Origin of the sequence: Pseudomonas sp. FH1 (assembly GCF_000510895.2) — a bacterium.
Classification (GTDB): Bacteria; Pseudomonadota; Gammaproteobacteria; order Pseudomonadales; family Pseudomonadaceae; genus Aquipseudomonas; species Aquipseudomonas azotoformans_A.
Window position 1 is genome coordinate 46,786 of sequence record NZ_AOHM01000112.1, and the last position, 24,037, is coordinate 70,822.

The 24,037-nt window shown below is 61.2% G+C and carries 21 protein-coding genes and 1 pseudogene; 7 read left to right on the top strand and 15 right to left on the bottom strand.

Features of this window, described 5'->3' with window-relative positions:
* Positions 1-5: 5 nt before the first annotated feature.
* A pseudogene (locus H096_RS25155) lies at positions 6-707 on the bottom strand (histidine phosphatase family protein).
* A gap of 250 nt (positions 708-957) precedes the next feature.
* Here H096_RS25155 and H096_RS25160 point away from each other — a divergent pair.
* The 3 genes from H096_RS25160 (at position 958) to hemB (ending at position 3,593) form a co-directional block, all read left to right on the top strand.
* Positions 958-1,656, top strand: coding sequence for a glutathione S-transferase N-terminal domain-containing protein (locus H096_RS25160; RefSeq protein WP_033902041.1), 699 nt, complete (start codon positions 958-960; stop codon positions 1,654-1,656).
* A gap of 3 nt (positions 1,657-1,659) precedes the next feature.
* Complete coding sequence (locus H096_RS25165) at positions 1,660-2,502, top strand: PhzF family phenazine biosynthesis protein (RefSeq protein WP_033902043.1); 843 nt, start codon at positions 1,660-1,662, stop codon at positions 2,500-2,502.
* A 116-nt stretch (positions 2,503-2,618) separates the two neighbouring features.
* Positions 2,619-3,593, top strand: a complete 975-nt coding sequence (hemB, locus tag H096_RS25170) for a porphobilinogen synthase (RefSeq protein WP_033902044.1) — start codon at positions 2,619-2,621, stop codon at positions 3,591-3,593.
* Between the two features lie 261 nt (positions 3,594-3,854).
* Here the strand turns inward: hemB and H096_RS25175 are convergent, their stop codons facing one another.
* A complete protein-coding gene (locus H096_RS25175; RefSeq protein WP_033902045.1) occupies positions 3,855-4,469 on the bottom strand; it encodes a LysE family translocator in 615 nt (204 codons plus the stop codon).
* 146 nt (positions 4,470-4,615) lie between these two features.
* Between H096_RS25175 and H096_RS25180 the strand changes: the two genes are divergently transcribed.
* A complete protein-coding gene (locus H096_RS25180) occupies positions 4,616-5,701 on the top strand; it encodes a DUF1615 domain-containing protein (RefSeq protein WP_033902046.1) in 1,086 nt (361 codons plus the stop codon).
* Here the strand turns inward: H096_RS25180 and H096_RS25185 are convergent, their stop codons facing one another.
* Positions 5,702-6,496, bottom strand: coding sequence for a DUF4349 domain-containing protein (locus H096_RS25185; RefSeq protein ID WP_033902048.1), 795 nt, complete (start codon positions 6,494-6,496; stop codon positions 5,702-5,704).
* Between the two features lie 149 nt (positions 6,497-6,645).
* Here H096_RS25185 and H096_RS25190 point away from each other — a divergent pair, with 149 nt between their 5' ends.
* Positions 6,646-7,062: a PaaI family thioesterase gene (locus H096_RS25190; RefSeq protein ID WP_033902050.1), complete on the top strand. Its 417-nt coding sequence runs from the start codon at positions 6,646-6,648 to the stop codon at positions 7,060-7,062.
* Between the two features lie 108 nt (positions 7,063-7,170).
* Here H096_RS25190 and H096_RS25195 read toward each other — a convergent pair whose 3' ends face one another.
* Genes H096_RS25195 through H096_RS25205 form a run of 3 tightly spaced genes read right to left on the bottom strand, consistent with a single transcriptional unit; the run spans position 7,171 to position 9,757 of the window.
* Positions 7,171-8,352 carry an acetyl-CoA C-acetyltransferase gene (locus tag H096_RS25195; RefSeq protein WP_033902052.1) on the bottom strand — a complete coding sequence of 394 codons (1,182 nt, stop codon included), beginning with the start codon at positions 8,350-8,352 and terminating at the stop codon, positions 7,171-7,173.
* 11 nt (positions 8,353-8,363) lie between these two features.
* Positions 8,364-9,023, bottom strand: a complete 660-nt coding sequence (locus H096_RS25200; RefSeq protein ID WP_033902053.1) for a CoA transferase subunit B — start codon at positions 9,021-9,023, stop codon at positions 8,364-8,366.
* A gap of 35 nt (positions 9,024-9,058) precedes the next feature.
* Positions 9,059-9,757 carry a CoA transferase subunit A gene (locus H096_RS25205; protein ID WP_010211319.1) on the bottom strand — a complete coding sequence of 233 codons (699 nt, stop codon included), beginning with the start codon at positions 9,755-9,757 and terminating at the stop codon, positions 9,059-9,061.
* Positions 9,758-9,890: 133 nt separating this feature from the next.
* Between H096_RS25205 and H096_RS25210 the strand changes: the two genes are divergently transcribed.
* Positions 9,891-10,796 carry a LysR family transcriptional regulator gene (locus tag H096_RS25210; RefSeq protein ID WP_033902054.1) on the top strand — a complete coding sequence of 302 codons (906 nt, stop codon included), beginning with the start codon at positions 9,891-9,893 and terminating at the stop codon, positions 10,794-10,796.
* A gap of 61 nt (positions 10,797-10,857) precedes the next feature.
* Here the strand turns inward: H096_RS25210 and H096_RS25215 are convergent, their stop codons facing one another.
* The 6 genes from H096_RS25215 to H096_RS25240 form a co-directional block, all read right to left on the bottom strand.
* The gene (locus H096_RS25215; protein ID WP_033902055.1) at positions 10,858-11,187 is read right to left on the bottom strand and encodes a hypothetical protein; all 330 of its coding nucleotides are present in this window, start codon (positions 11,185-11,187) and stop codon (positions 10,858-10,860) included.
* 471 nt (positions 11,188-11,658) lie between these two features.
* Positions 11,659-12,504: an NAD-dependent protein deacetylase gene (locus H096_RS25220; RefSeq protein WP_033902056.1), complete on the bottom strand. Its 846-nt coding sequence runs from the start codon at positions 12,502-12,504 to the stop codon at positions 11,659-11,661.
* An 8-nt stretch (positions 12,505-12,512) separates the two neighbouring features.
* Positions 12,513-12,953, bottom strand: a complete 441-nt coding sequence (locus H096_RS25225) for a CBS domain-containing protein (RefSeq protein ID WP_016977364.1) — start codon at positions 12,951-12,953, stop codon at positions 12,513-12,515.
* A 129-nt stretch (positions 12,954-13,082) separates the two neighbouring features.
* Positions 13,083-15,032 carry a DNA topoisomerase III gene (locus H096_RS25230; protein ID WP_033902057.1) on the bottom strand — a complete coding sequence of 650 codons (1,950 nt, stop codon included), beginning with the start codon at positions 15,030-15,032 and terminating at the stop codon, positions 13,083-13,085.
* 142 nt (positions 15,033-15,174) lie between these two features.
* The gene (locus H096_RS25235; protein WP_033902058.1) at positions 15,175-16,800 is read right to left on the bottom strand and encodes an MFS transporter; all 1,626 of its coding nucleotides are present in this window, start codon (positions 16,798-16,800) and stop codon (positions 15,175-15,177) included.
* 65 nt (positions 16,801-16,865) lie between these two features.
* Positions 16,866-18,512 carry a GMC family oxidoreductase N-terminal domain-containing protein gene (locus H096_RS25240; RefSeq protein ID WP_033902059.1) on the bottom strand — a complete coding sequence of 549 codons (1,647 nt, stop codon included), beginning with the start codon at positions 18,510-18,512 and terminating at the stop codon, positions 16,866-16,868.
* 129 nt (positions 18,513-18,641) lie between these two features.
* On the opposite strand from H096_RS25240, the gene H096_RS25245 reads away from it, so the two are divergent.
* A complete protein-coding gene (locus H096_RS25245; RefSeq protein ID WP_033902060.1) occupies positions 18,642-19,532 on the top strand; it encodes a LysR family transcriptional regulator in 891 nt (296 codons plus the stop codon).
* A 24-nt stretch (positions 19,533-19,556) separates the two neighbouring features.
* Here H096_RS25245 and H096_RS25250 read toward each other — a convergent pair whose 3' ends face one another.
* The 3 genes from H096_RS25250 to H096_RS25260 form a co-directional block, all read right to left on the bottom strand.
* A complete protein-coding gene (locus H096_RS25250; protein ID WP_033902061.1) occupies positions 19,557-21,416 on the bottom strand; it encodes a DUF3857 domain-containing transglutaminase family protein in 1,860 nt (619 codons plus the stop codon).
* Between the two features lie 147 nt (positions 21,417-21,563).
* Positions 21,564-22,664: a DNA alkylation repair protein gene (locus tag H096_RS25255; protein ID WP_033902062.1), complete on the bottom strand. Its 1,101-nt coding sequence runs from the start codon at positions 22,662-22,664 to the stop codon at positions 21,564-21,566.
* Positions 22,665-22,681: 17 nt separating this feature from the next.
* The gene (locus H096_RS25260) at positions 22,682-24,028 is read right to left on the bottom strand and encodes a glutamine synthetase family protein (protein WP_033902063.1); all 1,347 of its coding nucleotides are present in this window, start codon (positions 24,026-24,028) and stop codon (positions 22,682-22,684) included.
* Positions 24,029-24,037 lie beyond the last annotated feature (9 nt).

Consider the following 24,037-nt stretch of genomic DNA (forward strand, 5'->3'; position numbering starts at 1 on the left):
CGCTGTCAGCTATCGGCACTCACCTGTGTCGGTTCGGGGCAGCTTTGGTCGCCGTCGTTCAAGCCTTGCTTGTAGTTGCGGCTCAGCAGCGAAGCCTTGCCGTTGTGCCAGGTCAGCGTCAGCACATACAACGTGTCGTAGTCGCTGCCGGACCAGTCGTCGGTGATGGTGTGCTTTTCGCCCGACGCTTCGCTTGCCACCTTGTTGATCAGCTCCGGCAAGTAACCGTGGGACTAGGCGGTGTAGATGGTTGCGTTGTGGTACTTGTCTTCCACCAACTCGTCAGCCAGGTCGCTCGTGTCATTGGCGGAAAACTTGATGTTCACCGGCAGGCCCAGCTTGATCGCGCTGGGGCTGATGGTCATCAGTGGGCGAATGTAGCTATAGGAATTGTCCAGCTCGCCTTCTTCCACATTTCGTGTCGGGTTGGCGGCGAAGACGAAGTCGGCCTTGCCGAATTTTTCCGGCAGCAGGGTGGCCAGGTTCATTGCACGGTTGAGGCCCTGGCAATTGAGCTGGCCCAGGCCGCCGGCGGGTTTTTCGCCGTGGCGCAGGAAGATCAGGGTTTGCACGCCATCTACCGGCTCGGCGCTGCTGATGCGCGACTCGAGGGTCAGGCCGATAGCACCGCCTACCAACAACAGCGGCAACATGATGTATGAATATCGTTTCAGGCGCAGCGCAAGGCACAGAGGCTTGATGGTCATTAGTGTCGAGTCTTCAGTGCAGCGGATTAAGGCGGACAAGCCCGGCCCCAGTGACGCATCCGGCGTCCTGCGGTGTTCCCTGTCGATATAGCGCGTTGCCTCCATTCACCGTTTGAGCGCACTTAAGAGTGCCCGCGGGCCTATTGGTTCGCCCATGCGGGATAATAGCCAGCGGTTGTTGCGTATTGATGACCCATGCAGGACGCTTGGCAGATGACTATCATGGTTGCTTTCTGCCCAGGTACTTGCGATGAACCCACTCGCCGCGTTTCCGATCAACAGCAAATGGCCCGCCCAGCATCCCGAGCGCCTGCAACTCTACTCGCTGCCGACGCCCAACGGGGTAAAAGTCTCAATCATGCTCGAAGAGCTGGGCCTGCCCTATGAAGCCCACAAAGTCAGCTTTGAGACCCAGGACCAGCTATCGCCTGAGTTCCTGTCCCTGAACCCCAACAACAAGATCCCCGCGATCATCGACCCCAATGGCCCCAGCGGCCAACCGTTGGCCCTGTTCGAGTCCGGCGCGATCCTGATCTACCTGGCGGAAAAAACCAGCCAGTTGCTCTCTGAAGACCCGGCCACCCGTTATGAAACCATCCAGTGGCTGATGTTCCAGATGGGCGGTATCGGCCCGATGTTTGGCCAGTTGGGGTTCTTCAACAAATTTGCCGGCAAGGCCTACGAAGACAAACGTCCCCGTGACCGTTACGCCGCCGAATCCCGGCGCTTGCTCGACGTGCTGGAGAAACGCCTGCTGGGTCGCACCTGGATCATGGGCGACGAGTACAGCATTGCCGACATCGCGACCTTTCCGTGGATCCGCAACCTGATCGGTTTCTACGAATCCGGCGACTTGGTGGGCATAGCCGACTTCCCCAATGTGCTGCGCGCGCTGGACGGTTTCGTCGCTCGGCCGGCAGTGATCCGTGGCCTCAGTATTCCGAGTTGAAGCATGCCGACTTTTGATTTCAAACAGCTGGACGTTTTCAGCCGCGTGGCGCTCAAGGGCAACCCGCTGGCGGTGGTGTTCGGTGCCGACAGCCTGACGGACCAGCAGATGGCGGACTTCGCCAACTGGACCAACCTCAGCGAAACCACGTTCTTGCTGACGCCGCGTGATCCGAAAGCGGACTACCGCGTGCGAATCTTCACCACCTTGAAGGAGCTGCCGTTCGCCGGACACCCGACGCTGGGCAGTTGCCACGCGTGGCTGCAGGCCGGCGGGATCCCGAAAGGCGAAGAGATCATCCAGGAGTGCGAAATCGGCCTGGTACGGATCCGTCGCCAGGGCGATGAGCTGGCATTTATCGCGCCGCCGTTATTGCGTTCAGGGCCGGTGGAGGCCTCGTTGATCGAGCGCGTGCGCCTGGCGCTGGGCTTGGCGCCGGAAGCCATTGTGCGCAGCCAGTGGGTCGACAACGGCGCGGGCTGGCTGGCGGTGATGCTGTCGGACCGAGATCAAGTGCTGGAGCTTCAACCGGCCTATTCGCAACTGCTGGGTTTGGCGGTGGGTGTCATCGCTCCCTGCGATCCCACGCGGGACGATGTGGACGCACAGTTTGAAGTCCGTGCCTTTATCGCGGGTGACGGCGCCCAAGAAGACCCGGCCACCGGCAGCCTGAACGCGGGTGTCGCCCAATGGCTGCTGGCCGAAGGCCTGGCGCCTGACCGCTATGTGGTCAGCCAGGGCACGGCCATCGGACGAGCGGGGCGGATACGCGTCGAGCGCCAGGGCGATGAAATCTGGGTGGGCGGCGCTGTGGCGGTGTGCATCGAAGGGCGATTGCAGCTCTAGATCAATGAATTGTTACGGGCGGCGCAATACACTGTTGGCCCCTCGGCGTTTGTGCTGCCGGGGCCAAGGGGCATAAGCTTTCGCCCCAAAGATTTTTGCCTTCTGATAGGAAAGCCATGACCAGCCAGTTCCCCCAAGCCCGCCCACGCCGCCTGCGCCGCTCCCCGGAGCTGCGTGGTTTGTTCCAGGAAAGCGAATTCACCCTGAACGACCTGGTGCTGCCGATCTTCGTCGAAGAAGAAATCGACGACTTCGTGCCCATCACCAGCATGCCTGGCGTGCTGCGCATCCCTGAGAAGAAACTGGCCGGCGAGATCGAGCGCTATGCCCGCGCCGGCATCAAGTCGGTGATGACCTTTGGCGTGTCCCATCACCTGGACGCCAGCGGCAGCGACACCTGGAAGGAACGTGGCCTGGTCTCGCGCATGTCCTCGATCATCAAGGACGCCGTGCCGGAGATGATCGTGATGTCCGACACCTGCTTCTGCGAGTACACCGATCATGGTCATTGCGGCGTGATGCACGGTGCCCATGTCGACAACGACGCGACCCTGGTCAACCTCGGCAAGCAAGCCGTGGCCGCCGCCAGTGCCGGTGCTGACGTGATTGCGCCTTCGGCGGCGATGGACGGCCAGGTCCAGGCGATCCGCCGCGCCCTGGATGATGCCGGCTTCACCCATATCCCGATCATGGCGTACTCCACCAAATTCGCCTCGGCCCTCTACGGCCCATTCCGCGAAGCGGGCGGCAGCGCGCTCAAGGGCGACCGCAAAAGCTACCAGATGAACCCGATGAACCGCCGCGAAGCCGTGCGCGAATCGTTGCTGGACGAGCAGGAAGGCGCGGACGCGCTGATGGTCAAGCCCGCCGGTGCCTACCTCGACATCATCCGCGATATCCGCGAAGCCTCACGCCTGCCGGTGGCGGCGTATCAGGTGAGCGGTGAGTACGCGATGATCAAGTTCGGCGCCCAGGCGGGTGCGATTGATGAGGATCGGGTAGTGCGCGAGACGTTGGGATCGATCAAGCGCGCGGGTGCGGACTTGATCTTCACCTACTTTGCGATGGACCTGGCGTTGGCTGGCATTTAGAGCCCAGTCTTGAAATATGAGTCTTGCATAAGCCATTTCAGGTGGTCGTCATTCTGTGGCGAGCGGGCTTGTCCCGCGTTGGGCTGCGCAGCAGCCCCAAAACCAGGCGCAGAGGAGTGCCTGAGGCACCGCATCCGACTTCATTAGGGGTGCTTTGCACCCCGACGCGGGACGAGCCCGCTCGCCACTGAGGCCCAGTTTTCTGCGCGACAGCGCTACATCAGAGGTAGTGGGGGACTTCCACATTTTTTGCAGTGTTTATCAGCGTTGCGCAAACGCCAGGTTCAACCCCAACCCCGCAAAAGCCGCCGCAAAACTGCGGCGCAGCCAGTTCTGCACCCGTGGCGACTCAATCACCGCGCGGCGGAACATATTGGCCAGCAGGCCATAAGCCACGAACACCGCAAACGTTATTGCCATGAATACAGCGCTCATCACCAGCATTTGCAGGGCTGGCGCCGTGCTGCCAGGCGTGACGAATTGAGGCAGGAAGGCCAGGAAGAAGATGGTCAGCTTCGGGTTGAGAATGTTCATCAGCAGGCCGCGCAACATCAGGGTCCGCGCACTTGTGTGGACCGGTGTGTCGCTGACCGCAAAGACCGATTGATCGCGCCAAGTGGCATACGCTACGTACAGCAGGTAGGCGACGCCTGCGTACTTGAGCATGTCGAATGCCAGCGCACTGGCGTGTAGCAAGGCGGACAGGCCGAGAACGGACGCCAGCAAATGGGGGACGATCCCGGCGGTACAGCCCAACGCCGCGAATACACTGGCACGCTTGCCCGCGGTGAGGCCGGTGGACACGGTAAAGATCACGCCGGTGCCGGGAATCAGCACGACGATCAGGCAGGTGACGAGGAAGTTGAGACTGAGCATGGCATTCAAACTCCGTGTACGAATGGTCGATGACAGATCCTGTCACGTTTGCGGGTGAGTGGCGAGCGCACCTGCTGGGCGAACCCTGCTTACACTTACCGGTCGATATCAGCACTATCCGGCCCGCCGTCATCCAAGGAAGCCCCATGTATTCAAGCCGCCTGATCCTCTGCCTTGCCACTTTGCTGGTGCTGGCCGGTTGCTCCACCACACGCAACCCGCAACAGCCGGAGCGCAGCGAAGCCGAGGTGAAAGCGCAGATCGTGCGGCTGCTCCCCGCCCAAGTGCCCGACCGCAAGGGGTGGGCCCAGGACATCTACACCGCCTTCGACACCCAGAAAATCTACCCCAGCACCGAAAACATCTGCGCCGTGTTGGCGGTGACCGAGCAGGAGTCCACTTACCAGGTCGACCCACCCGTGCCGAACATGGGCAAGATCGCCCAGGATGAAATCCTGCGGCGCGCCGGGAAAGTCCACGTACCGGCGTTTGTGGTCCGCAGCGCATTGCAACTGCGTTCGCCTACCGGCAAGACTTACGCCGATCGCCTGAGCGCTGCACGAACGGAGAAAGACCTGAGCGGCATCTTCGATGACTTCATCAGCATGGTGCCCCTGGGCAACACGCTGTTTGGTGGTTTCAACCCGGTACATACCGCAGGGCCGATGCAGGTCAGTATCGACTTTGCGCAGAAGCAGGCGCGCGGTTATCCCTACACAGTGGACGGCACCATTCGTCGCGAAGTCTTCACCCGCCGGGGCGGCATGTATTTCGGCATCGCGCATTTGCTCGGTTACCCGGTGAATTATGACCAGCCGTTGTACCGCTTTGCCGACTTCAATGCCGGCTGGTACGCCAGCCGCAATGCCGCGTTCCAGGCTGCCGTCAGCCGTGCCTCGGGCACCGAACTGGCGCTGGATGGGGATTTGATTCGTTACGGTTCACTGCTGCCGGGCACTACCGAGCTGGCGGTGCGTTCATTGGGCGCGAAGCTGGACATGCGCAACCCCAGCATCCGCAGCCAACTGGAGCAGGGCGAGCAACTGGATTTCGAGGACACCACGCTCTACAAACGCGTGTTTGCCCTGGCCGACAAGGCGGCGGGCAAGCCGATGCCACGGGCGATCCTGCCGGGCATCGTGCTCAAGAGCCCTAAGATCACCCGCAACCTTACCACCGCCTGGTTCGCCAAGCGGGTGGATGAACGTTATCAGCGGTGCATGAAGCGCTGATCAAGTGCGGCGCTTGACGAAGCGGCGCCACAACCACACCCACAACCACACCACCGGAAACGCCAGGATCACGAACGGCAGCACATAGGCCGAGCGCTCCAGGGCGTCGGCAGTGCCGTCTACCAGGTTATCGCTCAAGTTGCTGAACATGCGGCTGAACCTCGACTGTTGGTTCGCACCATCAGAGGAGCGGAAATTCAGGGTCACACGGTTGGTGTCGAGGCGGCGTTGCTGGCCGGCGGCAACCTGTGCCAGTTCCTGCAGCTCGTTTTCAATGCCCGCCTGTTCCTTGCTCAGGGCAATCAGATCGCTGACGGTGATGTCCTTGCGCTTGGCCAGCTCGTCGAGGCGTTGTTGCTGGGCTTGCAGGCGGTCCTGGCGACGGCGCACATCGGCAACGGCATCGGCCAGGTCTTCTGCGGTGGTGATGCGCTGGCCGAGTTTGCCACCTTCGGCGGCCATCGCCACCATCGGCTCTACGCCGGTCGGCGCGATGCGCAGGATGATCTGGCCGCCGCTGTCGTTTTCGGTGATGCCGAGGATATTGCAGGCGCCAAAGCGCGCGGTTTCGCAGGCTTCGCGAGTGGCCTGTATGCGCGGCGCAAGCAGGGCGCCGGGCAGGGCCAGGCTCAGTTCATGCTCATAAGCCAGTTGTGCGCCGGCGCGGCTTTGTTCACCGTTGATCACCCGCGCACGGGAGTGGTCACTGGGCGAGCAGCCGACCAACGCCAGGCCGGCCAGCAGCATCAAAAAGGGGGCACGAAGTGGCTGGGATTTGCCGTCCAGGTGGCGCATTGCAGTTCCTTGAAGGGGTCAATGCGGCGATTAAAGCGGGTCTGGTGGATTAACGCAAAGCATCGCGGGGGATTTGCGCGGTGGATGGTCATGGCTGCCGCTTGCGGCGAGGCGTACATCTCAATCTTCACTCCAGGGAAGAATCCGCCATGATCGCTCACGCCGTGCCTGAAGGTTTTGTTTCGCTGCCCCGCAGCAGCCCGTTGCTGGACCTGCTCGGCCCGGCGTATTGCCGAGGGGAGGGCCTGCAACTGGAGATCGGCCTGCGCGCCGACAATCGCCACGCCAATGGACGCGGCACCGTGCATGGCGGGGTGTTGGCGACCCTGGCGGATATCGGCATGGGGTACGCGATGGCGTTTTCCAGTGAGCCGCCGCTGCCGTTGATTACGGCGAGCATGACCTTGGATTATCTGGGGGCGGTGCAGGTGGGTGAGTGGATTGTGGTGCGCTTGGAGCATCACAAGCGGGGGCGGCAGATGGCGTTTGCCACGGTGAGCTTGCAGGTGGGAGAGAAGGTGGTGGCACGGGCGAATGCGGTGTTTGCGGTGCCGCAACCTCAGTGAAAACCATAAAGAAAAGGCCTGGTTTTCGTGGAACCAGGCCTTTTCGGTGTTGCTCTTTAATTCAGGGCTACTGTGCAGTCCGGCGCGGGACAAGTCCGCTCACTACAATCAGCTGCGTTCGAGTGCCAGCGCGACGCCCTGGCCGCCACCGATGCACAGCGTTGCCAGGCCTTTCTTGGCATCACGCTTGATCATTTCATGCAGCAGGGTCACCAGCACGCGGCAGCCTGAGGCGCCGATCGGGTGGCCGATGGCGATGGCGCCACCGTTGACGTTGACCTTCTCTGCATCCCACTCCAGTTCTTTGCCCACCGCCAGGGATTGCGCGGCGAAGGCTTCGTTGGCTTCGATCAGGTCCAGGTCGCCCAGGCTCCAGCCGGCTTTGTCCAGGCAGCGACGGGTTGCGGAGACCGGGCCAATGCCCATGATGGCTGGGTCGACGCCCGCGTTGGCGTAACTGGCGATACGCGCCAGCACCGGCAGGCCGAGGGCCTTGGCTTTGTCGGCGCTCATCAGCAGTACCGCAGCGGCGCCGTCGTTGAGGCTGGAGGCGTTGCCGGCGGTGACACTGCCGTCTTTCTTGAACGCCGGTTTCAGTTTGGCCAGGGACTCGGCAGTGGTGCCGGCGCGCGGCTGTTCATCCACGGCGAAGGCCACAGGGTCGCCTTTGCGTTGGGGAATCAGGATCGGGGTGATCTCGTCGACAAAGCGGCCTGCTTCGATAGCGGCGGCAGCTTTTTGCTGGGACGCCGCAGCGAACGCGTCCTGGGCTTCACGGCTAATGCCGTACTTGTCCACCAGGTTCTCGGCGGTGATGCCCATGTGGTAGTCGTTGAATGCATCCCACAGGCCGTCGGTGATCATGCTGTCGATCATCTTGGCGTGGCCCATGCGCAAACCGGTGCGCGCAGCGGGCAGTACGTACGGAGCCAGGCTCATGTTCTCCATGCCGCCGGCGATGATCACGTCGGCGTCGCCGCAACGGATGGCCTGGGCGCCGAGGTGCAGCGCCTTGAGGCCGGAGCCGCAGACTTTGTTGAGGGTCAGGCTCGGCACGGCGTGGGGCAGGCCGGCGAGGATCGAAGCCTGACGCGCCGGGTTCTGGCCTGAGCCGGCGGTGAGCACCTGGCCGAGGATCACTTCATCCACTTGGGCCGGGTCGAGGCCGGTCTGTTCCAACAGGCGGCGGATCACGGCAGCGCCCAGTTCCGGAGCCGGAATGTTCGCCAGCGAACCCTGGAAGCTGCCCACGGCGGTGCGGGTGGCAGCAACAATCACGACGTCTTGCATGAGATCTGTCCTCACTGGAAGTGCATTTCTGGAACGTGGTCCGGGACGATCAGTTTACCGGCGGTCTTGCTCACAATCTCTTCAACGCTGACGCCAGGTGCGCGTTCCTTGAGGACAAAAGCGCCATTTTCGATTTCCAGGTAGGCCAGGTCGGTCAATACACGCTTGATGCAGTTGGCACCGGTCAGCGGCAGGCTGCACTGGCTGAGCAACTTGGATTCACCATCCTTGGAAGCGTGGGTCATGATCACGATGATGTTTTCCGCACCGGCCACCAGGTCCATGGCGCCGCCCATGCCTTTGACTAGCTTGCCGGGGATCATCCACGAAGCGATGTTGCCATTTACGTCCACTTCGAACGCACCGAGTACAGTGAGGTCGACGTGGCCGCCTCGGATCATCGCGAAGGACTCGGCCGAGGAAAAGATCGAGGCGCCGATACGTGCGGTAACGGTCTGTTTGCCGGCGTTGATCATGTCGGCATCAATGGTGTCTTCGGTCGGAAACGGTCCCATGCCCAGCAGGCCGTTTTCCGATTGCAGCATCACTTCCATGCCTTCGGGGATGTAGTTGGCCACCAGGGTCGGAATGCCGATGCCGAGGTTGACGTAGAAGCCGTCCTGCATTTCGCGGGCGACGCGTTGAGCCATTTGTTCGCGGGTAAGAGCCATTTTTATGTGTCCTTATTGTTCGGGCTGGAGGCGGATTATTTGCGTACGGTGCGCTGTTCGATGCGCTTCTCGAACGTGCCGCAGATGATCCGGTCGACGTAGATGCCAGGGGTGTGGATCTGCGCCGGGTCCAGCTCGCCCGGTTCGACGATTTCTTCGACTTCGACCACGGTGATCTTGCCGGCGGTGGCGGCCAACGGGTTGAAGTTCTGGGCGGTGTGGCGATAAATGACGTTGCCGAAGTGGTCGGCTTTCCAGCCTTTGACGATGGCGAAGTCGCCGGTGATGGATTCTTCCATCAGGTACGGACGACCGTTGAACTCGCGGGTTTCCTTGCCTTCGGCCACCGGGGTGCCGACGCCGGTCGCGGTGAAGAAGGCCGGGATGCCGGCGCCGCCAGCGCGCATTTTCTCGGCCAGGGTGCCTTGGGGCGTCAGCACCACCTCGATTTCGCCGCTGAGCAATTGCTTCTCGAACAGGGCGTTTTCACCGACGTAGGAAGCGATCACCTTGCTGATCTGTTTTTCTTCCAGCAACACGCCCAGGCCGAAACCGTCGACGCCACAGTTGTTGGAAACCACAGTCAGGTCGCGGGTGCCTTTGCGCTTGATCTCGGCGATGAGGTTTTCCGGAATGCCGCACAGGCCAAAACCGCCGGAGAGTACGGTCATGCCGTCTTCCAGGCCTGCCAGTGCTTCCTCGTAGGACGCCACGCGTTTATCGAAACCTGCCATATGCACCTCTTTTATTGTTTGTGGGCCAGCCAATGAACCGAGTGTTGCTCCGGCTGATTGATTTGTTAAGTTGTTTTTTAGGGTTGATTGATTTAAAAAACAGCATAGTCGCCCGACCGTTTGGAGTAGCGTCATGACCGTTAAACAGATGCGCGCGTTTCTCGCCGTGGCCCAGAGCCTGAGTTTTGCCGCCGCCTGCGAGCGCCTGCACCTCTCTCAATCGGCGCTGAGCCTGACCATCAAGGGGCTGGAAGAAGGCCTGGGCGGGCGCCTGTTCAGCCGTAATACCCGCAACGTTGCCCTGACGCCCGAAGGCGAGTCCTTGCTGCCCCTGGCGCGCCGGCTGATTGCCGACTGGGACAATGCCGAAGACGAACTGCGCCAGCGATTCACACTGCAACGCGGGCGAGTCACTGTGGCAGCGATGCCGTCTTTTGCGGGCAACCTGCTGCCACCGATCCTGAAGATATTCCGCGCACGTTACCCGCAGGTGAATGTGACAGTGCATGACTTGATCAATGAGCAGGTGCTGGAGATGGTGCGCGACCGGCAGGTGGAGTTGGGCGTGGCGTTTGAGCCTGCGGAAGGTTCATCACTGGCGTTTACGCCGTTGTATCTCGACCGCTTCATCGCCGTGGTGCCGGGTGATTCGCCGTTGGCACACTGTGCCGAGATCGATTGGAAAACCTTGCTGGAACAACCGTTCATCACCTTGCAACGGCCGTCTACGGTACGCGTGATGTTGGAAGAGCACTTGGGCGCGCTACAGATGAAGCTGCCGGTAGCCCTGGAAAGCCATCAGTTGGCGACGGTGGGCAAGATGGTGGCGAGTGGCTTGGGCGTCAGCGCGGTACCGGCGTTGTGCGCAAGGCAGATGGAAGAGGCGGGCGCGCACTGCATCACCTTGACCGATCCGGTGATCGAACGGCCGATTGGTGTGCTGACCAAGCCAGGGCATGAACTCTCGGCAGCGGCGCAGGTGTTGTTTGATATTTTCCGCGATGAAGCGACAAAGGGGCGGTTTCCGGCATTGTTGTAACTCAGGCATTAAAAAGCCCGCTTGAATGAACAAGCGGGCTTAAATGTTTAATGCGGTGTTATCAGCAGTATCTATCAATCACTTTAACGTGCGATTGGCCTTTGAGGTTCTGCCATTCGGTATTAAGTGTGTGGAATACCTGCTCGATAAAGTTGCGATCGGCGGCGGCTTTCTTGCCGACATAACCCTGACCCCGACGGTAAACCCTCAGGCGTGCCGCCAGCTCACGGTGATTGCGGTCGAACTCAGCCTCTTCGGTATTGGGCTCCAGGCAGTCAAGTTGCACTTCGCCCGATTTGCCAATCCACAGGATATGGTCGTCGAGTGTGTCTTTCTGCGCTGCGAACATCTCAGCCAATTCATCGATAGTTGGTTGGTTGTTCAGATTCATGTGTAAGCCCCTTGACCAGTTGGCGATCTATCAGTTGGTTCGTTAAAACATCTTTAGTTGTCTCCGGTTGCGAAAACCGGGCGTCAGCGACTGTCTGCCGAATACGGGCAGGGTCTTGAACCTGATGCATGTAGTCTTGCTGATGAACTGCTACGCAATGCTTTCATAACGAAGACAAGCCGCATTTGAGCGCCTTGTACCGAGCCCTTCGGGCCGGTCAGCTTCATCAATCCGCCTTGTGGGCAGTGCACATCCGGAAAAAACAGCTCGGCGGTCAGACGAGCTTGTTCAAAACGCTTGTTGCCAACGCTCCCGATCCGGGAGACGTCTCGATAATGCAAGGACAAAAAGGTTACGTCAACGGTTATGTAGTGATTATTTTTGATCACTACATAAATCGCCGTGGGGACGGGAGAATGCGGGAAAACGTGACTTGGGCGTCATTTTCTGGAGGTGCAGGTCAGGCAGATATCAGGCCAATCGCTCTGTCAGCAAGGGCAACAATCGCTCACACTCGGCTTCGATCTTCACCTGTAACAGCTCATCCCCTCGGGTCTTGCCCAAGTTGATTGCAATGACGGGTTTGCCCTGTTCGACCATGGCCTTGCACAGGCGAAACGCCGAATAGGCCATCAGCGACGACCCCACCACCAGCAACCCCTCGGCATGCTCTACCGCAGCCATCGCCCTGGCCGCTGTTGCCGGCGCTACGTTCTCGCCAAAAAACACGACATCCGGTTTCAAGCGCTCGCCATTGCAGTGGGGGCAGCGCGGGACCTGGAAGTGTTGTTCAAAGACGGGATCAAGCAGGGTGTCGCCATCGGGCGCCTGCACCGCGTGGACTTGCGACAGATAGGGGTTGTCGATTTCCATCTGCCGCTGGATCGCGTCACGTTGACTGCGCAACTGGCAATCCAGGCACAGCACTCGATGTAGGCTGCCGTGCAGTTCAATGACGTCGTGGCTGCCGGCTTGATCGTGCAGGGTATCGACGTTCTGGGTGATCAACCCGCTGATGCGCTCGCGTTGTTGCAGTGTCGCCAGCGCCTGGTGCGCCTTGTTCGGTTGCGCAATGCGGACCCTCGGCCACCCCAGCATCGCTCGCGCCCAGTAACGGCGCCGCGCCTGCGGGGTGGCGAGGAATTCCTGGTACATCATTGGCGCTTTGCCCCGCCGCACGCCTTCGCTGTCGCGGTAATCGGGAATGCCCGACGACGTGCTGATCCCGGCGCCGGTCAACACCAGAAAGCGCCGCTCGGCCATGGCCCGGTACAGGGTGTCTAGGTGGTCCTCTTGATGTTCCAGCGTGTCGAGCATGGGTTCCCCTATTCGCCGCGGATGTACTGCTCCAGCTGTTTGATCAGGTCAGCCTGGTCGGCAATGGCTTCTTTCACCAAGTCACCGATTGAGAGCAGGCCCAGCAGTTTGCCGTCTTCGACCACCGGCAGGTGGCGCAGGTGACTGTCGGTCATGATGTTCATGCACTCATCGACCTTTTTATGGGTGTCGACGGTGATCACAGGAGAGCTCATTACCTCATGCACCTTTGTGGTGACCGACGAAAGCCCCTTGAGCATGATTTTGCGGGCGTAGTCACGTTCGCTGATGATGCCTACCACCACGCCATCCTGGACGACCGGCAAGGCCCCGACGTTTTTCTCCGACATCCGGACCAGTGCTTCAAACACGGTGTGGTCGTGTTTGATGACATGGACTTCCTGGTTTTTCTGGTCCTTGGCTTTGAGCACTTGTGCAACGGTTTTCATGGCGGCCACTCCGGTTTTTGTTAGTTAGTCAGGCTCCCCTTACAGAATCCTAGACGGCCCGCGCGGGAGCAAGGTCCAAAGCGGCGCTAAACCCGTCGAAAAACGTCATTCGCCGGATTTTTTTGGGATTTACCCGGCATTTGTCGGCTTTTTCGCCCGCTTGGGGGCGGCTGTGGTTTTGCGTGGCGCGCTCTTGCGCTTCTTTTTCCATGGCGCGGCGCCGCGTCCTGCCGGGCTGGCGGGGCCGCTGATGGTCATGCGCAGGCCATTGCAACGCGCCACCTGCTTGCTCATCCAGGCCGCTTGTTTGGCGACGAATTCTTCCAGGCTCATTTCGCCGCTTTGCACCATGTCCAGCGCCTGCTCCCAGATCGCCGTGGTGCCAGGGTCCGCGATGGCGCGGGGCACGGCGTCGATCAGGCTGAACGCTGCCGGGGTGGCCGACAGCGCCTTGCCGTTCTTCACCAGGTAGCCACGGTCCAGCAGGCCCTGGATGATGCCGGCACGGGTGGCTTCGGTGCCGATGCCAGTGGTGTCCTTGAGCTTTTGCTTGAGCAGCGGGTCTTCCACAAGCTTGGCGACGTTTTTCATTGCTTTGATCAGGTCGCCTTCGGTAAAGGGCTTGGGCGGTTGGGTCCACAGGTCCTTGAGGTTGACCTTGGCCACGGCATAATCCTGGCCCTGCACCAATGCCGGCAACGCTTGTGGGGCTGGCGCTTCGCGGCCTTTTGCTGGCGCGAGGGCTTCGGGCAGGGCACGTTTCCAGCCCGGTTCGATGACCACTTTGCCCACTGCGCGCAACGCTTGGCCTGCGCACTCGAAGTCCGCCTGGGTGCGATCGTATTCGTGGTTGGGCAGGAACTGCGCCAGGTAGCGCGCACGAATCAACGTGTACACCGCACGGTGCTTGCCGGTGAGTTGCCCTACATCTTTGCCGGCGCCGGTCGGGATGATGCCGTGGTGGGCGCTGACCTTGGCGTCATTCCACGCCCGCGAGCGACGCTGCGGGTCGATATACGGCATCAGTTCATTCACCGCCGTATCAGCACGCCCCAACGCAGCAAGAATCTTCGGTGCGTCGCTGTGTTGGCTCATCGGCAGGTAGCCGCAATCGCTGCGCGGGTAGGTGATGACTTTGTGGGTTTCATACAGCGACTGGGCGATATCCAGGGTTTCCTGGGCGCCGAGGCCGAGCTTCTTGGAGCAGATTTCCTGCAGGGTGCCGAGGTCAAAGGGCAGGGGCGCCACTTCGCGCATGCGTTCGGTACGCAGCTTGACCAGCCGCGCGGTGGCGGCGTTGCGCATGGCGTCGGCGGCGTCTCGCGCCAGTTGCGGGTTGAGGCAGCGGCCCTGGTCATCACAGGCATCCTCGGCCGCGCGCCACTGGGCGGTGAAGGTCATGGCGTTGTGGCGCAGGTCGACATCGATGGCCCAGTACGCCACCGGTACAAAATCGGCAATGCTGCGGTCGCGGTCCACCACCAGGCGCAAGGTCGGCGTTTGCACCCGACCCACAGGCAATACGCCCTGATAACCGGATTGGCGCCCCAGCAAGGTAAACAGGCGACTCATGTTCATGCCGATCAGCCAGTCGGCGCGGGAACGGCCCAAGGCCGAGTGATACAGGCTGAAGGTCTCGGCGCCTGGCTTGAGGGCGGCCAGGGCCTTGCGGATGGAGGCGTCGTCCAGCGCCGACAGCCACAGCCGTTGGATCGGCCCACGATAGCGGCAATGCTCCACCAGCTCACGCGCGATCATCTCGCCTTCGCGGTCGGCGTCGGTGGCGATCACCAGTTCCTGGGCTTCCCCCAGCAAACGCTTGACCGCCTTGAATTGGCTGGCGGTCTTGGGCTTGACGCGCATCTTCCATTTTTCCGGGACGATGGGCAGGTCGGCCAGCACCCAGCGCTTGTACTTCTCGTCGTAGGCGTCAGGCGGGGCGGTTTCCAGCAGGTGGCCGATGCACCAGGTGACCGTGACGCCATTGCCCAGCCAGCAGCCATCGCCCCGGCGACTGGCACCGAGTACAGCCGCAATATCCTTGGCCTGGGAAGGTTTTTCACAGAGGTACAGCCGCATGCTCAGCCCGTTCGTTACACCGTTGAATGGGCTGAAGCATGGGCAAAAGAAGAGGTTTGATCAACCTTTATCTGGATGGATGTACAGCTATAAGTTTCAAGCTGCAAGCTGCAAGCTTGCAGCTATCCCCCTTAAAGCTGATTCAATTGTTATCAATATCCACATGCCGCGTTTCTTTGAGGCAGAACAGCCCCACGATCAGGCTCACCCCTGTCACTACCACCGGATACCACAGGCCGTAGAAGATATCGCCGGTGTACACCACCAGCGCGAACGACACGGTCGGCAGGAACCCGCCAAACCAGCCGTTGCCGATGTGGTAGGGCAGGGACATGGAGGTATAGCGAATGCGGGTCGGGAACAATTCCACCATCAACGCGGCTAGCGGGCCGTAGCACATGGCGGCGATCAGGATCAGCGCCACGATCAGCACCACCACCATGGTTTTGTTGACTTGGGCCACATCCGCCGAAGACGGATAACCGGCAAGGGTCACGGCGCCGCGCAGGGCTTTTTCGTCAAACCCGTCGATCCGCACGTCGCCCACGCTCACCTGCACCGGGCTGCCGGCCGGTGCGGCGGCGCTGCTGTAAGGCAGGCCCTGCTTGACCAGGAAGGTCTTGACCTTGTCGCACGGGCTGTCGAATTTGGCCTTGCCCACCGGGTCGAACTGGAAGGTACAGGTGGCCGGGTCGGCCAGCACGGTGATTGGGGCCTGGTTGCTGGCCTGGTCCATCGCCGGGTTGGTGTAGTGCGCCAGGCTCTTGAAGATCGGGAAGTACAGCGCGGTCGCCAGCAGCAGGCCGAGCATCAGCACTGGCTTGCGCCCGACCTTGTCCGACAGCCAGCCGAAGAAAATAAAGAACGGCGCGCCGATCACCACGCTGATGATCAACAGCATGTTGGCCAGGGCCGGGTCCATCTTCAGGAACTGGGTGAGGAAGAACAGCACATAGAACTGCGCCGCGTAGAAGGTCACCGCCTGGCCGCCGTTGATGCTGAACAGGGCGATCAGCACGATCTTGAGGTTTTCCCATTTGCCGAATGAATCGCGGATCGGCGACTTGCTGGCCTTGCCTTCCTCTTTCATTTTGAGGAACGCCGGCGACTCATGCAGGCTCATGCGTATCCAGGTGGAAATACCCAGCAGCACAATGGAGAACAGGAACGGAATACGCCAGCCCCACACTTCGAACTGGTCACCGGTGAAGTAACGGCAGGCCAACACCACCAGCAGTGACAGCAGCAGGCCGAGGGTCGCAGTGGATTGAATCCAACTGGTGTGGAAGCCACGTTTGCCGGCAGGCGCATGTTCCGCCACGTAGGTCGCCGCGCCGCCGTATTCACCGCCCAGCGCGAGACCTTGCAGCATGCGCAGCACGATCAGGATGATCGGCGCCGCAATGCCGATGCTCGCGTAGGTCGGCAACAGCCCGACACAGAAGGTCGCCACGCCCATCAAGATGATGGTGACGAGGAAGGTGTACTTGCGCCCGATCATGTCGCCCAGGCGGCCAAACACCAGCGCGCCGAACGGCCGCACCACAAAGCCGGCGGCAAAGGCCATCAAGGCAAAGATAAACGCCGTGGTGTCGTTGACCCCGGCAAAGAACTGCTTGCTGATCACCGCCGCCAGGGCGCCGTAGAGGAAGAAGTCATACCATTCGAACACCGTCCCCAGGGACGAGGCGAAGATGACCTTCTTTGAGTCGTTGCGGGTAACGGCGCTGTTGACCGCCGAGCCCAGGGGTTGAGCATGTTCTGACATCGGGTAGCCCTCACAGTGATTATTTATTGTTGTTCCACTGTCGGCGCCAGGTCTGGCGCCGCTATTCAGATTGCATGAACCAGTTCTTTCTCCGGGGCGAGACTCCTTGTATTCGGCGAAAGGATCAGCTGCGCGGCCTTTTCCGCGATCATCAGCGTCGGTGAACAGGTATTGCCGGACGTGATACGCGGCATGACCGACGCATCGGCAATGCGCAAGCCCGGCACGCCATGCACCCGCAGTTGCGCATCGACCACCGCATCTTTATCGCTGCCCATGCGGCAGGTGCCGACCGGATGGAAGATAGTAGTACCGATACGCGCGGCAGCTTCGTGCAGTTGCGCTTCGGTTTGCAGCGCATCCCCCGGCAGATATTCCACCGGTTTGAATTGGCTCAGGGCGGGTGCGGCAACAATGCGGCGTGTCAGGCGGATCGCGTCGGCGGCTACGCGCAAGTCTTCTGGGTGGCTCAGGTAATTGGGGCGGATCAGCGGCGCATCCGCCGGGCTGGACGAGCGAATGTCGATGCGTCCGCGACTTTGCGGGCGCAAGTCGCAGACCGATGCGGTAAACGCCGGGAATGCGTGCAGCGGTTCGCCAAAGCGCTCCAGTGACAGCGGCTGTACGTGGTATTCGAGGTTGGCCGAGGTCTGTTCCGGACCCGAGCGGGCAAATGCGCCGAGCTGGCTGGGCGCCATCGACAATGGGCCGCTGCGGTCATACAGGTAGCGCAGGCCCATGCCCATCTTGCCCCATAGCGTGCCGGCGATCTGGTTGAGGGTGCGCGCGTTTTCCAGTTTGTAGATCAGCCGCAGTTGCAGGTGGTCCTGCAAGTTGCCACCAACGCCCGGCAGTTCATGCAGTACGTCGATGCCCAAGGGTTTGAGCACACTGGACGGACCGATTCCCGAACGCTGCAAAATACCCGGTGAACCTACGGAGCCTGCGCACAGCACGATTTCCTTGCGTGCCTTCCAACTCATCTGCTGGCCCTGCTGGCGGCCGATTACCTGGGAGGCGCGGCCGTTCTCCAGCAGTACGCGGTCGACTTCCACTTCGGTCATCACCGTGAGGTTGGGGCGCTGGCGGACCGGCTTGAGAAACGCCTTGGCTGCATTCCAGCGTACGCCGGCCTTCTGGTTGACCTGGAAGTAGCCGCAGCCTTCGTTGTCGCCCGTATTGAAGTCGTTGAGGGTGGCAATGCCGCTATGCGCCGCCGCATCACGAAAGGCATCGAGGATCGGCCAGTGCAGGCGCTGCTGCTCGACGCGCCATTCGCCACCATCGCTGTGGAACTCCGAGCCGCCGGCAAAATGGTTTTCGCTTTGCTTGAACAGGGGCAGCACGTCTTTCCAGGCCCAGCCTGCGTTGCCTTCTGCCGCCCAGCCGTCGTAATCCTGGGCCTGGCCGCGCATGTAGATCATGCCGTTGATGGACGAGCAGCCGCCCAGCACCTTGCCCCGAGGGTAACTCAACGCACGGCCTTGCAGGCCTTCCTGGGCTTCGGTCTTGAAACACCAGTCGGTGCGTGGGTTGCCGATGCAGAACAGGTAGCCGACGGGAATGTGGATCCAGGGGTAGTTGTCGCGGCCGCCGGCTTCAAGCAGCAGCACGCGGTGAGCGGGGTTGGCGGACAGTCGATTGGCCAGCAGGCAGCCCGCGGGGCCGGCGCCTACGACGATGTAATCGTATTCAGCAGTTGCAATGGGCATCTGAGGCCTCGCTTGTTTTTCTTATTGGCTCCATCCTAGTTGTTAGTTTTCGTCTTAAAAATGTTAGTTTTTACCCAGCTGCTGTGCGTTTTTAAACAGCGTGGTCGAGTTTCATGCAATGGAGGCGTCATGTTCGACTGGAATGACCTGCGGTACTTTCTGGAGCTGCAGCGCAGCGGCCGCCTGCTCACCGCCGCGCAACGCCTGAAAACCACCCACGCCACCGTCGCGCGGCACATCGAGGCGATCGAGAAAAGCCTCGGCACTGCTCTGTTCGTGCAGCACGCGCAGGGCTACGAGTTGACGCCCGCCGGCGAGGCCTTGCTCAAGCACGCCGAAGCCATGGAAAACGTCGCGCTGCTGGCTGAAGACGAACTGACCCACTCCGCCGCGCCCCTGGGCAAGATCCGCCTCGGCGTGGCCGAGGGATTGGGCGTGATGTTCCTGGCCAGTCGCATGGGCGGGCTATTTGATCGCTACCCCGGACTGGAAGTGGAACTGGTGGCGGTGCCGCGCTTTGTCAGCATCCTCAACCGCGAAGCGGAGATCAGCATCCACCTCGAACGCCCCAGCGTCGATCAACTGGTCACGCGCAAACTCACCGACTACCGCCTGGCCCTCTACGCCAGCCGTGCCTACCTGGAGCGCAACCCGCCGATTGAAAAACGCGAAGACCTCGCCACGCATGCATGGATCGATTACGTGGACGACTTGCTGTTCAGCCAGGAACTCAAATTCCTCAGCAGCTTCTGCCGCAACCCCAAGGTGGTGTTCCACAGCACCAGCGTGATCGCCCAGCACCAGGCGGCGCGCTCCGGGTTGGGGATTGCGGTGTTGCCGTGCTTTATGGCGTCGGGCGATCCGGACTTGGTGCCGTTGCTGCCAGGTGAGGGGATCCAGCGCAGCTACTGGATCAGTTCGCGCCGGGAGTTGCACAAATCGGTGCGGCTGCGGGTGTTGTGGGATTACGTGGTGGAGTTGTGTGCGCGGGAGCAGGGGTTGTTGTTGGGCGAGGCCTGATGCCAGGCCTGCCCAACAGAGGGGTTAGAGTTTCACCACCTGATGCACCTGCTCCGCGCAAGCCCGTGCATCCTCGATCATTTTCCCGAACGCCTTGCTGACAATCTCATCACGGCTCAACCAACGCACCTTCTGGCTCAGGCGATAGTGATAACGCAGCCCGCCATTCTTCTGCGAACCCTGCAGATCCAAGTCATACCACGGCGAACGCACCTGGCAACCCGGGATGGTTTTTTCCATCCGCCCTCCGCTCAGGGTGATGCTGTAGTCATGGGTTTGCGGGTTGCCCAGATCTAGCTCGGCCTGCTGCCCTTGGCGGCGGTAGTTGATAAAACCATCCCAACGACCCTTGAGCGATTCATCGCTATATACGTAGTCATTCGCCAGCTTTTCCAGCGCACGTTGATCATTCATTTTGGCCGTGACTGTATAGCCGTCATGCACCACAAAGCCGGTGGCCGGGCGGGTGATCTGGCAGTCGCTGATCTCGTTGCCGAAGTTGGCGCAGATGTCCTGGTCGGTGGCGGTGCTGCCTTGCTGGCGGTCGGCGACGCTCAGTTGCATCAGCGGCAGACGACTGAAGGTGATCGTGGCCTGGGTCGCTCCATCGCCTTGTTTGTCGTAGTGCACCTGTTTGTCCAGGCGCAGGGTGGTTTCGGGGCTTTCAAGCGGGATATGTTCCTCGCGCACCTGTCCCTGGGCGTCGTTGACCAGCACCCAGCGGTCCTGGATATCGGGCATGACCTGGCCGGGGGCGAACACCGGGTTGGTCGGGTCCAGCCACCACACCTGGCCGTCCACTTCGGCGCGCACGATGGCGTGGTTCGGCGCCTGGGTGCCTGGGATCAACAGTGACTCCACCACATCGCCACGGCTGACCCACGCAGTTTCAGCCTTGATGCCACTGGCCTTGAGCAAGGCGGTCAGCAGGATTGCCAGGTCCTTGCAGTCGCCGTAACCGTGCTGTTCGATTTCAGCGAGGTTGAAGGGCACATAGCCGCGCTCTGTCGCCCGCCAATCACCCAGGTAGCGGTAGTGATCGTTGATGTGCTGCATCAACGCGGCGACCTGTTCAGCCGGCGCCAAACCGCGTACGGCGACCACGGCAGCAGCACTTTGCGACGGCAGGTTGGCCCCGAGGATCTGGTTGTAGCGCTGCGCGAACGCCCCGAAGTACGCCTGGCGCTCCAGAGCACTGCCTACCTCGATACGCGGGATGCGCAGCAACGCGGCGTTAGAGGCTTCGTTGATGTAATTGAGGTAGGTCGGAGCCTTTTGCACCACGTCCAGGGTCTTGCCATTTTGCGACGGCGTTACGCTGAAACCCTCGAACAGTTCGCTGCGCCACTGTATCGGTCGCTCTGCGGTAAACCGCGCCTTGAATCGGTCGCGCCGCGCCGGGCTGGCGCCGAACTTGAGCACGTAGTGAAACTGGGTCATCAAGGGCTTGGCGGCGTGGTGCTCGCGTACGGTGTAGCGAATCTGCGTGCCGACGCGCAGGTTGGGGAAGGCCAGCGAGGTCTGTTTGTTGCGGCTGAAGCCCTGGTCCGGGTTGGGCGCGGTGCGGGTGTCGATCTGCGTCGCGTCCAGCGCCACCGGCTTGGCGCCGGGCTGGGTGGACTGTGCACTGATCACTTCAAAGGTGTCGCCTTCGGAATAATCGAAGTCGATGCGCGAAAGCATTTCGCGGCCGCTCGGCTTGAGAATCGTATAGCGATAGGTGGTGGTGCAGTCGGTACTGGCGTCGCGGTTGAAGTGGCAGTGCAGCTCGGTGTCGCTGGCCAGCGGTGCTTCGGCCAGGGGTTGCAGCGCGGCAAACACGCCAGGAGCAGCAAGCCCCAGGCTGATGGCGATCAGGGGGCGGTGAAACGAAAAACGGTACATGGGCGCCTCGGGTGACACATTGAAACAGCTACCCGACGGGTAGCGAGAAGGCGCTGGATGATAATGGCTCGCAACTGAGAAAGCCAGGATTGTTCGACAATTAATAGAGCTGAAAGGCCCGGTTTAGAGCCTTTTCTTTGATTTGTGTCAGTCGTTTCGCAGTTCGAAGGCGGCGCTGGCGAGCTTCTCGCCGTTGATCAGCACATGCACGACATGCTTGCCGGGGTAATGCTTACGCGTGGTCAACTCGCGGATATGCTGCTCACGCCGAATGCTGTGATGTTCACCCGCGCCGAGGATAAACGCCTTGAGTTTGAACACTTTCGCGGCACTGTGGCCGGCGCTTTTCACGTAGTCGATGGCGTAGTCCACCACCAGTTTCTGTGGCGCGGCAGAGGAGGATTCCAGGCTGAAGGACAGGTTGATGCGTTCGCCCAGGTTGATCACCGCCGGCGTCACCTTGAGGTCATGTATCTTCACTTCGGCCTTGGCGCCGGCGCCCATGATCGTCAGCGCACGGGTGTTGCCTTGCTTGATCAGGCTGCGCAAGGCATGGCGGGCGATCCACGCAGTGTGCGGGTTATCCAGGTTCCAGCCCTCGATCAGGTTGAGCACCCAGTCCGGGTGGTCCTTGGTGATGTCATTGAGGTGGTTGGCCACGGACTTGCGCACATAGAGGCTGCTGTCGGCCTTGAGGTTGTCGAGGATCGACGCGCACAGTTCGGGGTTGGCCTGCACCTGTGCCAGGCGGAATGACCAAGGCAGGCGCGGACGCGAACCTTCGCTGGCCAGGCGGCGCACGTGTTCGTTGTCATCCAGTGACCAGGTTTGCATCACCGCCAATGTGCGCTGGAAGTCGTGCTGCAAAAAGTGGCGGATGGCGAATTCGGCGGAGCCAAAGGTGGTGAAGTACTTGAGCGCGGCCATGGAGCGCTTGAAGTCATCCAGCCCGTAACTCGCCACGAAGTGCGGCAGGAACAGGCTGACAAACGCACTGTTCAGGCTCGGCGCCAAAGCATGGAGCAACTTGAGGGTCTGCGGATAATCCAGCGGGATCACGGCGTGCAGGCTCTCACTGACCCGTGCCATGCGCTGCATCACCGACAACTCGGCCAACCCGGCCTTGGCATGCTTGAGGAAGCCCTTGGCGTCGAACGCCGGGTACACCGCCGTCATCTCGGTAGCGATATGGTGGAGGCGTTCGACATTGAAAATTTCCTTCAGCGCCGGGGCAGCTTGTTCGGTCATCGATGATTCCTGGGCAGTTAGAGAAACCAGCGGTATTCCCGCGCGTTGATCTCTTGTTGAAAGGCCAGGTGGTCCTGGCGTTTGTTTTCGCAGTACACGTCGACAAATTCGGCGCCCAGCTTATCGCGCAATACCGCTTGATGCTGCATGGTGCGCACGGCGTCGAGCATGTCCAGGGGGAAGTCGGTGCCGCTGCTGCGGTCCTCGTTCAGCGGGGCGATGGGTTCGCGCTTGGCTTCCAGGCCGTGCTCCAGGCCGACTAGGATCGCCGCCAGCACCAGGTACGGGTTGGCATCGGCACTGGCCAGGCGGTGCTCGATGCGCAGGTTGCGTGGGTCGGACTCGGGAATGCGCACGCACGCGTCACGGTCTTCGAAGCCCCAGCTGGCGCGGGTGGCGGCGTTGACCGTACCGCCCAGGCGGCGGAAGGCGTTGTGGTTCGGCGAGAAGATCGGCATGCAGTGGGGCAGCAACTCCAGGCAGCCGGCCACGGCATGCCGCAACGGTTGCTGCTGGTGCGCCGCCAGCAGGTTATTGCCCGCGCCATCATACAGGCTGACATGCACATGCATGCCGCTACCAGGGTATTGCAGGTACGGCTTGGCCATGAAGCTGGCGCGGTAACCGTGCTTGAGCGCCACGCCACGGGTGCTGCGGCAGAACAGGGCGGCCCAGTCGGCGGCGCGCAGGCCGTCATCGAGGTGACCGAAGTTGATCTCGAACTGTCCGGGGCCGATCTCGGCAGTGATCACCGTGATATCGATGCCTTGGTCCTTGGCGGTGTGCGCCATGTCATCCAGCACTTCGCTGAAGCGTGACAGCCGTTCGATATGCAGGTTGGGCTGGTCGTCGGCGTCATCGCTCAGCGGGTCGCGGGCGAATTGCGGCAGGCCGTTGTCGAGTTTTTTGTCGAACAGGTAGAACTCCAATTCAAAAGCCACCACCGGGTGGATGCCCTTGTGGTGCAGGCGCTCCAGCACCTTGGCCAGCACTTCGCGGGGTTCGAATTCGATGGGCGCTTCGGTGCCGTCCGAGGTGATCAGCATCTGGCCCAGGGGTTGCGACTCCCAGCTCACTGGCTTGAGCGTGCCTGGCACCAGACGGCGGTTGGCATCCGGATCGCCGTCGTTGAAACAGTAGTCACCGATCTTGAACAGGCCACCCTGGGCCCCCAGCAACACTGCGTTTTGCGGCAGTTTCAACGGGCTGCCGGCGGCGACTTTTTCCAGCATCTCGATGGGGTAGCGCTTGCCGTAGAAATGCCCGGGAATGTCCAGGGCGATCAGGTCGACGTAACGCACGTCGGGGTGGTTCTGGCGAAAGGTCCGGACTTCAGCCAGTAGGGAGGCAGGATGGCTTTTCACGGGTGTAGC

What these genes read in the sequence shown, in the direction of transcription:
- H096_RS25220 (WP_033902056.1), bottom strand. Translation starts at nt 12,504, where the DNA reads ATGCTCGACACGCTGGAACATCAAGAGGACCACCTAGACACCCTGTAC.
- H096_RS25230 (WP_033902057.1), bottom strand. Translation starts at nt 15,032, where the DNA reads ATGCGGCTGTACCTCTGTGAAAAACCTTCCCAGGCCAAGGATATTGCG.
- H096_RS25245 (WP_033902060.1), top strand. Translation starts at nt 18,642, where the DNA reads ATGTTCGACTGGAATGACCTGCGGTACTTTCTGGAGCTGCAGCGCAGC.
- H096_RS25205 (WP_010211319.1), bottom strand. Translation starts at nt 9,757, where the DNA reads ATGGCAGGTTTCGATAAACGCGTGGCGTCCTACGAGGAAGCACTGGCA.
- H096_RS25160 (WP_033902041.1), top strand. Translation starts at nt 958, where the DNA reads ATGAACCCACTCGCCGCGTTTCCGATCAACAGCAAATGGCCCGCCCAG.
- H096_RS25175 (WP_033902045.1), bottom strand. Translation starts at nt 4,469, where the DNA reads ATGCTCAGTCTCAACTTCCTCGTCACCTGCCTGATCGTCGTGCTGATT.
- H096_RS25165 (WP_033902043.1), top strand. Translation starts at nt 1,660, where the DNA reads ATGCCGACTTTTGATTTCAAACAGCTGGACGTTTTCAGCCGCGTGGCG.
- hemB (WP_033902044.1), top strand. Translation starts at nt 2,619, where the DNA reads ATGACCAGCCAGTTCCCCCAAGCCCGCCCACGCCGCCTGCGCCGCTCC.
- H096_RS25235 (WP_033902058.1), bottom strand. Translation starts at nt 16,800, where the DNA reads ATGTCAGAACATGCTCAACCCCTGGGCTCGGCGGTCAACAGCGCCGTT.
- H096_RS25210 (WP_033902054.1), top strand. Translation starts at nt 9,891, where the DNA reads ATGACCGTTAAACAGATGCGCGCGTTTCTCGCCGTGGCCCAGAGCCTG.
- H096_RS25240 (WP_033902059.1), bottom strand. Translation starts at nt 18,512, where the DNA reads ATGCCCATTGCAACTGCTGAATACGATTACATCGTCGTAGGCGCCGGC.
- H096_RS25255 (WP_033902062.1), bottom strand. Translation starts at nt 22,664, where the DNA reads ATGACCGAACAAGCTGCCCCGGCGCTGAAGGAAATTTTCAATGTCGAA.
- H096_RS25190 (WP_033902050.1), top strand. Translation starts at nt 6,646, where the DNA reads ATGATCGCTCACGCCGTGCCTGAAGGTTTTGTTTCGCTGCCCCGCAGC.
- H096_RS25250 (WP_033902061.1), bottom strand. Translation starts at nt 21,416, where the DNA reads ATGTACCGTTTTTCGTTTCACCGCCCCCTGATCGCCATCAGCCTGGGG.
- H096_RS25215 (WP_033902055.1), bottom strand. Translation starts at nt 11,187, where the DNA reads ATGAATCTGAACAACCAACCAACTATCGATGAATTGGCTGAGATGTTC.
- H096_RS25225 (WP_016977364.1), bottom strand. Translation starts at nt 12,953, where the DNA reads ATGAAAACCGTTGCACAAGTGCTCAAAGCCAAGGACCAGAAAAACCAG.
- H096_RS25180 (WP_033902046.1), top strand. Translation starts at nt 4,616, where the DNA reads ATGTATTCAAGCCGCCTGATCCTCTGCCTTGCCACTTTGCTGGTGCTG.
- H096_RS25200 (WP_033902053.1), bottom strand. Translation starts at nt 9,023, where the DNA reads ATGGCTCTTACCCGCGAACAAATGGCTCAACGCGTCGCCCGCGAAATG.
- H096_RS25185 (WP_033902048.1), bottom strand. Translation starts at nt 6,496, where the DNA reads ATGCGCCACCTGGACGGCAAATCCCAGCCACTTCGTGCCCCCTTTTTG.
- H096_RS25195 (WP_033902052.1), bottom strand. Translation starts at nt 8,352, where the DNA reads ATGCAAGACGTCGTGATTGTTGCTGCCACCCGCACCGCCGTGGGCAGC.